The organism is Sphingomonas sp. (genome assembly GCF_019242355.1).
Lineage (GTDB): Bacteria > Pseudomonadota > Alphaproteobacteria > Sphingomonadales > Sphingomonadaceae > Sphingomicrobium.
The window spans coordinates 1-13,323 of the sequence record NZ_JAFAVR010000282.1 but is presented as its reverse complement, the minus strand read 5'-3'; the positions used below and the strand labels follow the sequence as shown (position 1 = coordinate 13,323).

The 13,323-nt window shown below is 67.0% G+C and carries 14 protein-coding genes and 1 pseudogene; 7 read left to right on the top strand and 8 right to left on the bottom strand.

Going from position 1 to position 13,323, the window contains the following annotated elements; translation table 11 throughout:
* From JOZ79_RS13620 to JOZ79_RS13595, 6 genes and pseudogenes are all read left to right on the top strand, one after another.
* Positions 1-198 (top strand): annotated as a pseudogene (locus JOZ79_RS13620) (23S rRNA (adenine(2503)-C(2))-methyltransferase RlmN); the annotation flags it as partial.
* Positions 131-949, top strand: a complete 819-nt coding sequence (locus tag JOZ79_RS13615) for a sulfite exporter TauE/SafE family protein (RefSeq protein WP_294075204.1) — start codon at positions 131-133, stop codon at positions 947-949. The pseudogene JOZ79_RS13620 and the gene JOZ79_RS13615, both read left to right, overlap by 68 nt.
* Positions 950-1,000: 51 nt before the next feature.
* Positions 1,001-1,843, top strand: coding sequence for an oxygenase MpaB family protein (locus tag JOZ79_RS13610; protein ID WP_294075202.1), 843 nt, complete (start codon positions 1,001-1,003; stop codon positions 1,841-1,843).
* 64 nt (positions 1,844-1,907) lie between these two features.
* Entirely contained in the window at positions 1,908-3,197 is a 1,290-nt protein-coding gene (locus JOZ79_RS13605) for a cyclopropane-fatty-acyl-phospholipid synthase family protein (protein ID WP_294075199.1), read from the top strand.
* A gap of 78 nt (positions 3,198-3,275) precedes the next feature.
* A complete protein-coding gene (locus tag JOZ79_RS13600) occupies positions 3,276-4,871 on the top strand; it encodes a hypothetical protein (protein WP_294075196.1) in 1,596 nt (531 codons plus the stop codon).
* Complete coding sequence (locus JOZ79_RS13595) at positions 4,868-5,884, top strand: glycosyltransferase family 2 protein (RefSeq protein WP_294075194.1); 1,017 nt, start codon at positions 4,868-4,870, stop codon at positions 5,882-5,884. The genes JOZ79_RS13600 and JOZ79_RS13595 overlap by 4 nt, the downstream gene beginning before the upstream one ends.
* On the opposite strand, the gene JOZ79_RS13590 is transcribed toward JOZ79_RS13595, so the two are convergent.
* Both JOZ79_RS13590 and JOZ79_RS13585 read right to left on the bottom strand, forming a co-directional pair.
* Positions 5,818-6,546, bottom strand: coding sequence for a class I SAM-dependent methyltransferase (locus tag JOZ79_RS13590; protein ID WP_294075191.1), 729 nt, complete (start codon positions 6,544-6,546; stop codon positions 5,818-5,820). The genes JOZ79_RS13595 and JOZ79_RS13590 overlap by 67 nt on opposite strands.
* A complete protein-coding gene (locus JOZ79_RS13585) occupies positions 6,546-6,950 on the bottom strand; it encodes a GtrA family protein (protein WP_294075189.1) in 405 nt (134 codons plus the stop codon). The genes JOZ79_RS13590 and JOZ79_RS13585 overlap by 1 nt, the downstream gene beginning before the upstream one ends.
* A 72-nt stretch (positions 6,951-7,022) precedes the next feature.
* On the opposite strand from JOZ79_RS13585, the gene JOZ79_RS13580 reads away from it, so the two are divergent.
* On the top strand, positions 7,023-8,876 hold the full coding sequence (locus JOZ79_RS13580; protein WP_294075187.1) for an AcrB/AcrD/AcrF family protein: 1,854 nt from the start codon (positions 7,023-7,025) through the stop codon (positions 8,874-8,876).
* Positions 8,877-8,882: 6 nt separating this feature from the next.
* Here the strand turns inward: JOZ79_RS13580 and JOZ79_RS13575 are convergent, their stop codons facing one another.
* From JOZ79_RS13575 to egtB, 6 genes are all read right to left on the bottom strand, one after another.
* Positions 8,883-9,515: a MarC family protein gene (locus JOZ79_RS13575; protein ID WP_294075184.1), complete on the bottom strand. Its 633-nt coding sequence runs from the start codon at positions 9,513-9,515 to the stop codon at positions 8,883-8,885.
* Entirely contained in the window at positions 9,512-10,147 is a 636-nt protein-coding gene (locus tag JOZ79_RS13570; RefSeq protein ID WP_294075182.1) for a hypothetical protein, read from the bottom strand. Before JOZ79_RS13570 ends, JOZ79_RS13575 begins: the two co-directional genes overlap by 4 nt.
* Positions 10,144-11,031, bottom strand: coding sequence for a bifunctional methylenetetrahydrofolate dehydrogenase/methenyltetrahydrofolate cyclohydrolase FolD (folD, locus tag JOZ79_RS13565; protein WP_294075180.1), 888 nt, complete (start codon positions 11,029-11,031; stop codon positions 10,144-10,146). The genes JOZ79_RS13570 and folD overlap by 4 nt, the downstream gene beginning before the upstream one ends.
* On the bottom strand, positions 11,028-11,333 hold the full coding sequence (locus tag JOZ79_RS13560; protein ID WP_294075177.1) for a YggT family protein: 306 nt from the start codon (positions 11,331-11,333) through the stop codon (positions 11,028-11,030). Before JOZ79_RS13560 ends, folD begins: the two co-directional genes overlap by 4 nt.
* A gap of 35 nt (positions 11,334-11,368) precedes the next feature.
* Positions 11,369-12,328, bottom strand: a complete 960-nt coding sequence (egtD, locus tag JOZ79_RS13555; RefSeq protein WP_294075174.1) for an L-histidine N(alpha)-methyltransferase — start codon at positions 12,326-12,328, stop codon at positions 11,369-11,371.
* Positions 12,312-13,323, bottom strand: a 1,012-nt coding sequence (gene egtB / locus JOZ79_RS13550) for an ergothioneine biosynthesis protein EgtB (RefSeq protein WP_294075171.1), incomplete at its 5' end; no start/stop codon positions are given. The genes egtD and egtB, both read right to left, overlap by 17 nt.

The window sequence follows — 13,323 nt, the reverse complement described above, 5'->3', positions numbered from 1 at the left end:
ATCCCGTTCAATCCCTGGCCGGGCGCGCCATACGAATGCTCGACCGAGGAGCGGGTGCGGGCGTTCAGCAACATCATCTTCGAGGCCGGGATTTCGGCGCCCGTGCGCACCCCGCGCGGTCGTGACATCGATGCCGCCTGCGGCCAGCTCAAGACCGCGGCCGAGCGCAAGCGGCGGGCGTCCGCCGCCGCTGCCTAGTCCGTCGACCCTCGCGCTGGCCGCGAGTGCCGGCTGCCTCGGCGGCGCGATGAACGCGCTTGCGGGGGGCGGTACCTTCGCCACCCTCCCGGCACTGATCGCGCTCGGGCTGCCGGCCAATCTCGCCAATGCGACCTCCAACGTGGCGCTTCTTCCGGGCGCGGCGGCGAGCGCGGCCGAGTTCCGCGACGAGCTTTCCCCCGTCGGCGGGATTCCGGTCAAGGCGCTTGCGGCAATCACCTTCGCCGGCGGACTGGTCGGCAGCGTGCTGCTGGTGCTGACGCCGAGCAAGGCGTTCGATTTCATCATTCCGTGGCTCTTGCTGCTGGGCTTCGTCGTCATGCTATTCGGCAGGAGCGCTGCGGCCTGGCTGCACGCGCGCGTGACGATCGGGTGGAAGACGCTGGTCGTCGCCCAGTCGCTGCTTGGCATCTACGGAGGCTATTTCGGTGGCGGCGTCGGACTGATGACGACGGCGACCTACGGGTTGCTGGCCGCAGCCGACCCAAGATCGCTGTTTTCGGTGCGGACGCTGATGCTTGCGGTGGCCAACCTTGCGGCGGCGCTCGTTTTCATTGCGGTCGGTCTGGTGGTGTGGGCAGTGTGCCTGCCGATGCTGCTGGGTTCGATCGCCGGCGGGTGGCTCGGTGCGAAGCTCGGCAAGCGCCTGTCCCACCGGCTAGTTCGCTTCTGGACCCTGCTCGTCACCGCCGCGACGACGGCGGTGTTCTTCGTCCGGGCCTACGGCTGAGACTCACCCACGTCATTGCCGGGGGTTGCGGCAGATGGCATTCGGAACCCCATGTTCGCGCCGCTTCGCCGAGCGCTTGTCCGGCAAGTGCGCTCCACCTTCAACGACCAGTCCAAGGGCCAGCGGCCGGTCCCGCGATCGGATCATGCGCTGTTCCCGCGCAATTCGGTGATCTGGCGCGTGCACGGCGACGTGACCTCGATGATGGCCGGCGGCATTGCGGCGCTCCTGACGCAGATGCTCCACCCGCAGGCACTGGGCGGCGTCTGGGACCATAGCGACGTCCATGCCGACATGATCGGCAGGCTTCGGCGGACGGCGCGCTTCCTCGCCGTCACGACCTATGGCGAGCGGGCGAGTGCGGAGGCGGCAATCGCCAAGGTCCGCGGGATTCACCAGCAGGTGGCCGGCGTGCTTCCCGACGGCACGACCTACCGCGCAGAAGATCCGCATTTGCTCGCCTGGGTCCATGTCGCCGGGGCAATGATGTTCCTGGAAGGCTGGCGGCGCTACGGCGAGCCGGGGATGAGCACTGCCGACCAAGACCGCTATTTCGCCGAGTCCGGCGAGGTGGCGCGAATGCTCGGCGCCGATCCGGTGCCGGCCACGCGACGGCAGGCGGAGCGGCTCGTGAACGAGTTCCTCCCCGAGCTTCGTTCCGATACGCGGAGCCGGGCCTTTCGCGATCTGGTTCTGAACGCCCCGGCTCAGTCGCTGGCTGAGCTGCCGGTCCAGCAGCTGCTGATGCGAGCCGCGGTGGACTTGCTGCCGCCATTCGCGCGCGAGCTTCACGGGCTCAGGCCAGTCCTGCTGGCCGTGCCCGTGGTCCGCGGAGCGACGCTTGGCCTTGCGGGAACGCTTCGCTGGGCGTTCGGAGCGGAAAGTTATCGCTAACCCGGTTGCCGTGCAGCAGGGCGCGTGGCAATCGCCGCCGCAATTCCATTGAGAGGTCCGATAGATGTCGTTGATCGGCAGGCTTGTGAACACGCTTCTGCCCACGGGCAGCATCACCCTTCTCCAGCCCGGCAAGCCGCCCGAAACGCTTGGCGGCGGCGGGAAGGGCAAGCACCTGACTGTCCGCTTCACCGACAACAAGGTCGGCTTCTCCATCGCCCGCAACCCGAGGCTGGGCTTCGGCGAAGCGTATATGGACGGCCGGCTGGTGATCGAGGACGGCACCATCCTCGACCTCATGGAGCTGGTTGTCGGCACCAATCGCTGGGAAGACGCCGGCCAGGGGCGCAAGAGGATGTCGGCCGGCAAGCGCACTCTGAAGCGGCTGTTCTCGACGAACAACCTGGTTCGGGCGCGCCGCAACGTCGCCCATCATTACGACCTCAAGGACGAACTCTATGAGCTCTTCCTCGACGACGACAAGCAGTACAGCTGCGCCTATTTCACCGATCCCGGCAACAGCCTCGAGCAGGCGCAGCTCGACAAGAAGGCGCATATCGCTGCCAAGCTGGCGCTGGAGCCCGGGCAGCGCGTGCTCGACATTGGTTGCGGCTGGGGCGGCATGGCTCTGTTCCTGCACAAGGTCGCGAAGGTCGACGTGCTGGGCGTCACCTTGTCGGAGCACCAGCTCAAGATTGCGCGCCAGCGGGCGGACGCCGCAGGAGTCAGCGATCACGTGAAGTTCGAGCTGATCGATTATCGCAACATCGACGACCGGTTCGATCGCATCGTCTCGGTCGGCATGTTCGAGCATGTCGGCGGCGACCATTATGACGAATTCTTCGCCAAGTGCCGGGACCTGCTGAAGCCCGACGGCGTGATGCTCCTGCACACGATCGGCCGACTCGGTGGACCGTCGAAGACGCCGGACCCGTTCACCGACAAGTATATCTTCCCAGGGTATCACCTGCCGGCCTTGTCGGAGATGTCAGCGGCCAGCGAGAATGCGCGCCTGATCGCCAGCGATTTCGAGATGCTTCGGCTGCATTACGCCTACACGCTGCGCGAGTGGTTGAAGCGCTTCGACGCGCAGCGCGACGCCGTCGTGAAGATGTACGACGAGCGCTTCGTTCGCATGTGGGAATATTATCTCGCCGGCGGCATCGTGATGTTCGAGAGCGGGTCGGCCTGCAACTACCAGGTCCAGTATATCCGCGATCGCCGAGCGGTGCCGATCACCCGCGACTATATGGTCGATGCCGAAGAGCGCTATCGAAGGCTGGGCGCCGAGGCGTCGCCGGCAAAGCGCGGCCGGGCGCGAGCCAAGCGGGCGCTGGAGCCGTCGGGCGCCTGAGCGCGCGCCCCGCGCATGGGCAAGATTTCACGTTGCGGGGGCTGGCCGAGACGCGGCTGAGGCGATAGCCAGCCGCCCGTGAGCGGCGCGCCTCTACCAGCAGCAGCAGCAGAAGCAGCAGCAGCGACCCCGGAAGCGCAGACAAGCGCACCGCCTCCCGTCCCGGTGCAATGGTGGGAGAAGCGCTGGACGGTCGTCGTCCTCGCTCTGCTCGCAACCATCCCGTTGCTCTACCCGAGGATCCCGCCGCTGGTCGACCTGTTCGGCCACATGGGCCGGTACCGGGTGCAGCTCGACATCGACACCTCGCCCTGGCTGCGCCTCTACTATGGGTTCCACTGGGCGATGATCGGCAACCTCGGCGTCGACTTGCTGGTGATGCCGCTCGGCCGCCTGATCGGGCTGGAGCCGGCAGTGAAGCTGATCGTGCTTGCGATCCCGCCGATGACGGCCGCAGGGTTCCTCTGGGTGGCGCGTGAAGTGCACGGACGAATTCCGCCGACGGCGCTGTTCGCTCTGCCGTTCGTCTATTGCCATCCCTTCATGTTCGGCTTCGTCAACTTCGCCCTGTCGGTCGGGCTGGCGTTCATGGCGTTCGGGCTCTGGCTGCGGCTTGGCAGGCTCGGCAAGTTCCGGCTGCGGGCGGCGCTTTTCGTACCGATCTCGCTGGTCGTATTCTTCGCGCACACCTTCGGCTGGGGGATGCTCGGCCTGCTCTGCTTCTCGGCCGAGGCGATCCACGAGCATGACCAGGGCCGCCGTTGGCTCCGTGCCGGGGTCAATGCCGCGCTGCATGCCTCCGTGATGGCCCTGCCGATCGTCATCACGCTGGTCTGGCGAAGCGAAGCGCATGGCGGAATGACGTACGACTGGTTCAACTGGAAGCTCAAATGGATGTGGCTCCAGGACTCGCTGCGCGACCGGTGGCGAGCGTTCGACATCGCCTCGCTGGTTCCCGTCGGCATGGTCCTCGTCTACGCCGTCGTCAGCCGCCAGCTGACCTTCTCGCGCAACCTGCTGTTCACCAGCTTCGTGCTGCTGGTCTCGTTCATCATCCTGCCGCGGACGGTGTTCGGGTCGACCTACGCGGACATGCGCCTGATGCCCTATGTGATCGCCACACTGGTCCTCGCGATCCGCTTCCGCCGTCCGATCCACCTGCCGGTCGGGCGGAGCCTGGCGGTGCTCGGGCTGGCGTTTTTCCTCATGCGGCTCGGGAGCAATACGCTTAGCCTGGCGATTGCCGCGGACGATCAGGCGGCGAAGCTGACGGCGCTCGATCATGTCCCGGAGGGAGCACGGGTCGTCACCCTGTCGACACTGCCGTGCACCGGCACGTGGGCGCTCCCGCGCGACAGCCATCTGGGCTCGATGGTGATCGTCCGGCGGCATGGCTTCGCCAACGACCAATGGGTCCTCGAGGGTCTCAACCTGCTTGATCTTCGCTACACCCGCGCCGGCTATTATTCCGCCGACCCTTCGGAGCTCGTTCGCCCGAACACCTGCACCGACGGCCTCCACCGGCAGCTCGACACGTCGCTCAGCCTCATCCCGCGCAACGACTTCGACTACGTCTGGCTGCTCGACCCGCCGCCCTACGACGAGCGGCTGATCGCGGACATGCAGCCGGTCTGGCGCGGAGGCGGGTCAATCCTCTATCGAACGCAGCCATGACACTGTCGATCGTCATCCCGTGCTTCAACGAGGAGCTTTGCCTCGAGCTGCTGCACCGCCGCGTCGCCGCCGCCGCTCGGACCAGCGTCGGAGAGGATTATGAGATCCTGTTCGTCAACGACGGATCGAGCGACAAGTCGTGGCCGATCATGCAGCGGATCGCGGCGGCCGACGGCCACGTCGTCGCGGTGAACCTGTCGCGCAACCATGGGCACCAGCTGGCGCTGACTGCCGGGCTCGACATCTGCCGCGGCGATCGCATCCTCATCATCGACGCCGATCTCCAGGACCCGCCCGAGCTGCTTGCTCCGATGCTGGAGACGATGGACCGAGAGCAGGCCGACGTCGTGTATGGAGTCCGCAAGAGCCGCGCCGGCGAGACCGCGTTCAAACGCGCGACGGCGCACGGCTTCTATCGGCTGCTGTCGCGCGCGACCGAAGTCGATATCCCGCTCGACGCCGGTGACTTCCGGCTGATGAGCCGGCGGGCGCTCGACGCGCTACTCGCCCTTCCGGAGCAGGCGCGCTTCATTCGCGGCATGGTCGCCTGGATCGGCTTCAGGCAAGTGCCCTTCCCCTACGATCGCGAGGAGAGGTTCGCCGGGGACACCAAATATCCGTTCCGGAAGATGCTCCGCTTCGCAATTGACGCGCTGACGGGCTTCTCTTCGGCGCCGCTGAAGCTCGCGAGCCATGTCGGACTGGCGCTGTCGATCGGGTCGGTGATCCTGATCCTCTACATCGCCTATGCCTGGCTCGCCGGGCAAAGCATCCAGGGATGGACGTCACTGATGCTGGTGGTCGTCGTGATCGGGGCCGTGCAGATGTTCGTCCTGGCGCTGATGGGAGAATATATCGGCCGCCTGTACAATGAGGCGAAAGGCCGACCGCTCTACATCGTACAGGAGATCGCCGGACGCAGCGAGCGGCCACCGGTCCGGCTCGGCTATGTCGCCGATGCCACGGCGAATAGGGACAGCCCCGGCGGCAAGGGCACGCGCCCGATCAGGTGACGTTCGGCCGCGAACACGCGCTCCAGCGCTGAGTTGAGCGGCGCGGCGGGCAGCGACAGGTTCGCGTCGTCGCGCCCCCTCGCCTTCGACGCCATGCGTTCGGCGACGGCGACCGGAAACAACAGGCTGTTGAAATAGCCGATCGCGTCGAGGCGAAGCGGCGACTGCCGGATCAGCTGCTTCAGTGCCGCCCTGGAGTAGCGCCGCTGGTGGTGATTGACGACATCGTGTGCCGACCACATCCACTGGTGCGCGGGCACGGTCATCACGAACTTGCCGCCGGGCTTCAACCGGCGGGCGATCGACGTAACCGCGGCGCGGTCGTCGTCGATATGCTCGATCACGTCGAACGCACCGACAAGGTCGTAGCTGCGCTCGGGGACGCCGGAGAGATCGGGCAAGGGTGAGCTCATCACCGGCCCGCCGAGCCGCGTCTCGGCGATGGCTCGCGCCGCGTCGTCGAGCTCCAGGCCCTCGACGCTGCCAAACTCCCCAAGCATCGCGAGATTGTGGCCAGTGCCGCAGCCGATCTCGAGCAGCCGGGCGCCGGGCGGCGGCGACGCCCTGCGGCGGATCAGCTCGGCGAGGACCTCGCGTCGCGCGCGGTACCACCAGTGCCGCTGGTCGAGCTCCGCCATCTGATCGTAGACGACGCGTTCCATCAGCGGAAAACCAGCTGCCGGTTCAAGAGGAAGGTGGCGAACGGCGTGACCAGGATCGCCGGGACAAGGGGCCACCAGGTCGGCCCATGCATCGGGCCCGTCAGGATCCAGGTGAAAAGCTCGTTGAGGACAAAGCCGGAACCCTGCACCAGGAAGAACATGGTCTTCATCCGGTGGTCTTCCTGCCGGCCGTGGCCCCGGAAGCTCCAGCGGCTGTGAAGGATGAAGCCCGCGATGACGGCGACCGCGAAGGCGACGACGACCGCCAGCATCGGCGCCATCACATAGGTCGCGAGGACCCAGTAGATGGCCGAATAGACGGCGGCCAGCGACAGCCCGACGATGCCGAAGCGGACGATCTGCCCGAGCATTGCCCGGCGGTCGGAAGAGATTGCGGTCAGCATGGAAAATGGATGGTCGATGAAACCTGAGGCGGCCTGTTTGCCCTGTGCTTGCGACCGGCTACAGCGCCTTTCATGCTTGAGCGCAAGCAAGACGTGAACGACGGCGGCGGCCCGCCGTGGCTGCAGCGATGCGTCCGGTGGGTGACGCTGGCGACCGATCGCCTGCTCTCCTGGCTCACTCGCCACTGGACGCTGGCGGCCCTGATCGCCTGGCTGCTGTTCTGCGCCTGGTTCATCTTCGATCGCAGAAGCGACATCCGCTGGTTCAATCTCGGCGACACCGACGACAACATGCGGATGATGCAGGTTCGCGGTCTGCTGCATGGGCAGGGCTGGTTCGACCTGCGGCAGTATCGGCTTAATCCGCCGTTCGGGGCCAACGTCCACTGGTCGCGGCTGGTCGATCTGCCGATCGCGGGGCTGATCCTGTCGCTCCGGCCCTTCCTCGGCGGTGCCGGGGCCGAGCGGATCGCCGTCGGCATCGCGCCGCTGCTGCCTTACCTGCTGCTGCTGATCTCCCTGGCGCTGACAGCGCGCCGGCTGATCGGTCCGCTCGCTTATCCAATGGCATTCGCCGGAATCTATTTCGCGGGCTCGACGAACAGCATGTTCATGCCCGAGCGGATCGACCACCATGGCTGGCAGCTTGCCTTGCTGGCACTGTCGATGGCGTCGCTCGCCGACCCGAAGCGAGTGCGCGGCGGGCTCGTGCTTGGCATCTCGACCGCGCTCTCGCTCGCGATCGGGCTGGAGATGATCATCTACCTGGCTGCCGCCGGGGCGGCGATGGTGCTGTTCTGGGTGGTCGACACCGAAGAGCGCGGTCGGTTGTCCACCTATGCCCTGTCGCTGGTCGGCGCGACGGCGCTCTGCTTCCTTGCCTTTACGTCCTACGACAATCGCTCGGCGGTGTGCGACGCCTTGTCGCCCGTCTGGCTGTCGGACGCCCTGATCGGCGGCGCGCTGATGTATGGCCTTGCCTGGCTGTCGCCCGAGCAGCGCGGACGACGGTTGCTGCTCGCTGTCATTGCCGGCGTTGTGATCGCGGCTTTCCACGGACTGACCTGGCCGCATTGCACGCAGCGGCTCGAGGGCGTGTCGCCGGAAGTCGACTGGCTGTGGCTGAGCCACGTCCGCGAGGCGCGGCCGGTCTACAAGCAGGACTGGCGGACGGCGCTGACCACGCTTGCTCTTCCGGTCACCGGCTGCCTCGGCTGGCTGCTGCTCGCCTGGTGGCGACGCCGCGATCCGGAGCTCCAGCGGCGGGTCCTCGCCGCCGCCATACCCTGTTTCGCGGCGACGGCTTTGCTGTTCTGGCAGATCCGGACCGGCCCGGCCGCCCAGATGCTCGGCGTCGTCGGAGCGGTCGCAATCGCCTGGATTCTTGCACCGCCGCTATGGAATGCGCGGTCGCCCGCCGTGCGTGTCCTCGGGGTATTCGTCGTGGTGCTGATCGGAGCGGGGGCAGCGGTGCCGCTCGTCCTCGGCTACATCCACGAGAACAAACCGACTCCGCACGAGATCGCGATCAACCACGCCAACGCGTTGTGCAACAGCTTGTGGGCCTATCATCCGGTCGCGCTGCAGCCGAAGGGGGTCGTCTTCACCTTCGTCGATTTCGGGCCCCGGCTGATCACGGTGACTCACCATGACTCGATCGTCGGGCCCTATCACCGCAACGGTCAGCAGATCGCCGACGTGATGAACGCCTTCCGCGGCAGCGAAGCGCAGGCGCGTGCGCTGATCGGCAAATATCATTCGAGCTACCTGCTGACCTGTCCGAACAGCTCGACCACGACGATCTTCGCGTCGGAGGCGCCGAAGGGATTCTACCAGCAACTCGCGAATGGCAAGGTGCCGGGCTGGCTCTCGCCAATCGACCTTGGCAAGGTTTCGCCTTTCCGGATGTGGCGGGTGGTCGGCTAGGAAACCCTAGCCGAGAACGTGCGGAAAGCTCTGCTTCAGGCCATCGACGACGAACTGGGCCGCCAGCGCCGCCAGGATGACGCCGAGAATACGGGTGATCGCCGCTTCGACCTTGTCGCCGATCAGTCGCATCATCGGCCCGGCGGCGAGCAGGGTCAGCATGGTCATCAACATCACGGTGGTGATCGCGCCGAGGACGACAACGACCTTCGGGAGGGTCTCGGCGCGGCTCACCCAGAGCATTGCGCTTGCAATCGATCCGGGGCCGCTGATCATCGGCATGGCCATCGGGAAGACGCTGATGTCCTCGCCCTCGGGCGTTCCCTCGATCTCCTCCGCCCGCTTCTCCCGGCGCTCCGTGCGCCGCTCGAACACCATGTCGATCGCGATGAAGAAGAGCATGATGCCGCCAGCGATGCGGAAGCTGGCGAGGCTGATGCCCAATGCCGCGAGCAAAGGTTTGCCGAGCAGCGCGAAGAACATCAGGATCGCCCAGGCGATCAGCGACGATCGGATCGCCATCGTGCGGCGGTGGGCGGGCGTCGATCCGCGCGTCAGGCTGGCGAAGATCGGCGCGCAGCCGGGCGGGTCGATGATCACTAGGAAAGTGATCAGGGCCGAGCCGAACAATTCGATCATCTGGCGCGGGCGTGCCTTGTCAGCACCTGGACGTAGCGGCGGCCGGTCCACTGAAAGAGGCGGAAACGGCGCGTGCCGTGCGCGTCGACCTGCCAGTCCCAGCCCAGCGTCCGGTCGGCGGATTCGCCGCGTCCGTTGTCGGCCTTCGCGACCTCGGCCTTGTGCGTGCTGAGCGGCGGCGGCGGGGTAATCGGCGCTCCTTTCGGCTTGCCGGCGCAGGACGCGCGACGGATCGCCGGAGCGCCGGCGCGAGCGGCCGAGCCGGTCAGCGGTCCACCGCCGTCATAGACCCAGCGCCACCCTGCGGCGCCCTTTTGCCACACGGTATTGAACGTGCCGCCGACGTGCCCGCCGACGCCGAACCAGGGACCGCTGTTGACTGCCGTTCGGCCGTCGCATGAGACGTAGCTGACCGCTGCCCGCCAGCTGATGGCTCGCGGCGGGTCCTTCCGGCCGCGAAGGAAATCTCGCGCCCAGGCTGCCTGCGGCGTGAACATCACCGCATCCTTGTCGGCATATTTGCGAAAGGCGCTCCACTGGCCGATGCGCTGCGCATCGGCGGCGAACGCGCGTTCGGCGTCGGTCGCGGTCGAAGCCGGCGCCGCGGCGAAGAGAAGCGCGGCCGCGATCATAGCCCCTGGGGCTTCGGCAGGCCCTCGCGCCGGTGGGCGGCGACGGCGGTGTTGCGCAGCAGGCAGGCGATGGTCATCGGTCCGACTCCTCCGGGAACAGGGGTGATCGCGCCGGCCACATCCAGCGCCTCGTCGAAGGCGACGTCGCCGAGCAGCTTGCGGGTGCCGTCGGGCTGCTCGACCCGTTCCTGCCCGACATCGATCACGGTCGCGCCGGGCTTGAGCCAGTCGCCGCGGACCATCTCCGGCCGTCCGACCGCGGCCACGACAATATCGCTTCGGCGGACGACGTCGGGGAGGTTGCGGGTGCGCGAATGGGCGATGGTCACCGTGCAGCTCGCGCGCAGCAGCAGCTGGGCCATCGGCTTGCCCACGATATTCGACCGGCCGACGACGACCGCGTCGAGGCCCCTCAAGTCCCCGAGCTCATCCTGGAGGAGCATAAGGCAGCCAAGCGGCGTGCACGGGACGAGCCCGTCGAGGCCGGTCGCGAGCAGGCCCGCGTTGATCGGGTGAAATCCGTCGACATCCTTGGCCGGATCGACCCGGGTCAGGATCGCCTGGTCGTCGACGTGCCCGGGAAGCGGCAACTGCACGAGGATGCCGTCGACGCGATCGTCGGCATTGAGCCGGTCGACCAGCGCGAGCAGATCCTCCCCGGAGATTTCGGCCGGCAGACGATGCTCGAAGCTTTCCATGCCGGCTTCGAGAGTCGCCTTGATCTTGGAGCGGACATAGGCCGCGCTTGGCGGGTGCTCGCCGACGAGGACGACGGCAAGACCGGGAGCGCGGCCGGTTCGGCCCCTGAAATCCGCCGCGGCCTCGGCCACCCGGCCCCTCAACCGAGCGGCTGCGGCCCGCCCGTCGATCAGCTTCGCGGTCATTGGCCGGGGTACTGCAGCAGGCTGTTCTCGGCGCCCCGGAGAAGGATTTCGACAATCTGGATCAGGATCAGCAGGACCAGCGGCGAGAAATCGATGCCGCCGAAGTCGGGTAGAATGGCCCGGATCGGCCGATAAAGCGGAGCGAGAATCCGATCGATCGCCTGGGCGAAGGCGCGCACGCCGTGCGAGCTGGTGTTGAGCACGTTCAGCACGAACAGCCAGCTGAGGACGACCTGAACGATGATCACCCACCAAAGGACATCGAGCAGGAGAAAGGCGACGCTGAAGAGTGCGGCAATCATGGCCGCCGCTTAGCCGGACGGGCGCTGGCGAGCAATCAGGGGGCGAAGCGCTCGGGCTGCGCCTCGGCGAGGATGATCGCGAAGTCGCGTTCCGGATCGGTCCATTCGGCGACGGGGGTCCAGCCGCCGGCGAGGAGCTGCAGCCTGGCCCCGCGCGGTCCGTATTTGTGACTGTTCTCCGTGTGGATCGAATTGCCACGGTCGAAGTGGAAGGCAGCGCCGGCGACGTTGAAATCCACGTCTCGGGCGGCGACCAGATGCATCTCGATCCGCGACAGGATCTCGTTCCATCGCGCCTCATGGCGAAAGGCATCGACGGGCACGTCGCCGCCCAGCTCGCGATTGATGCGCTCGAGGAGATTGAGGTTGAACGCGGCGGTCACGCCCGCGGGATCGTCATAGGCCGCGAGCAGGCGCTCGACCGGCTTCACGCGGTCCATGCCGATCAGGAGCCGGGCGCCGGTGCCGAGCAGCTTGTAGAACCTGCGAAGAAGGTCCGTCGCGCTCCACGGGACAAAATTCCCGATCGTCGATCCTGGAAAGAAGCCGAGCTTCGGCTTGGCCGCGATCGACTGAGGAAGAGCGAAATCACGCGCGAAATCGGCGACGACGGGGATGACCTCGATGGAGGGGAAGCGCTTCTGAACCTCGGCCGCGCTCTGCTCCAGATATTCGCCGGAGATGTCGACGGGGACGTAGGCAGCCGGTTGGACTGCCTCGAGGAGCACGGGCGTCTTGGCCGCCGACCCGGCGCCGAACTCGACGACCGCCGCGCCGGCCGGCACCTGCGCAGCAACTTCTGGCATGATGGACTGAAGGAGCCTGGTCTCCGTTCGGGTCGGATAATAGCTCGGCAGGCGCGTGATCTCGTCGAAGAGCTCCGACCCGCGCTGGTCGTAGAGCCAGCGCGCGGGGATCGCCGGGATCGACGACGCGAGGCCGGCAAGAACGTCCTCGCGGAAGGCGCGGGCCTGGTCGTCAGGCGGAGCGAGCAAGCCGCACCCCGGTGAACTGCCAGCGCGCGTCCGGCGGGAAGAAGTTGCGATAGGACGCCCGGCTGTGCCCGCGCGGCGTTGCGCAGCTCGCGCCCTTCAGCACGAACTGCCCGCACATGAACTTGCCGTTATATTCACCGACCGCGCCTTCGACGGGAGCGAAGCCGGGGTAGGAAGCGAATGCGCTCTGGGTCCATTCCCAGACATCACCGAACACGCCGCCGCCCGGTTTTGGCAGCACGGCTTCCGGCTGGTCGAGTTGGTTGCCGAGGCGGGAATCGGCGGAGGCGGCGAAGCTTTCCCATTCGGCTTCGCTCGGAAGCCGGGCGCCGGCCCAGCGCGCGAAGGCATCGGCCTCATAATAGCTGACGTGCGCCACCGGGGCCGTCCAGTCGATCTCGCGGCGGCCGGCGAGGGTGAATTCCGTCTCACCGTCGCGCCAGTAGAGGGGCGCGGTGACGCCGGTTTGCTGCAGCCAGGCCCACCCATCGGACAGCCACAACGTCGGTGTTCCGTAGCCGCCGTCGGCGATGAACTCGCGCCACTCGTGATTGGTGGTGCGCCGCGCCGCGAGGCTGTGCGGTTCCAGGAACACGCGGTGCCGCGGACGTTCGCTGTCGAAGGCGAAGCCATTGCCGGACGCGCCGATCTCGACGACTCCCTCCCGCCCGGGATAGAAGGTCAGCGGCTCGGCGGCGAAGCAGGCGGGCGGCGGCAGCTCGCCATAAGCGGGCTCGATCGGGTTTTCGGCGAAGGCGGCGAGAAGGTCGGTCAGCAGAAGCTCCTGGTGCTGCTGCTCGTGATTGATTCCGAGCTCGACCAGCGCCAGCGCGTCCGGCCCGAGTGACGGCAGGGAGCGCTCGAGCGCCTCGTCGACGGCAGCGCGATAGTCGCGGATCTCGTCCAGCGACGGCCTGCTCAGCATCCCGCGCCGGGCGCGGTCGTGGCGCTCGCCCTCGCCTTCGTAATAGCTGTTGAAGAGGTAGTGGAAGTGC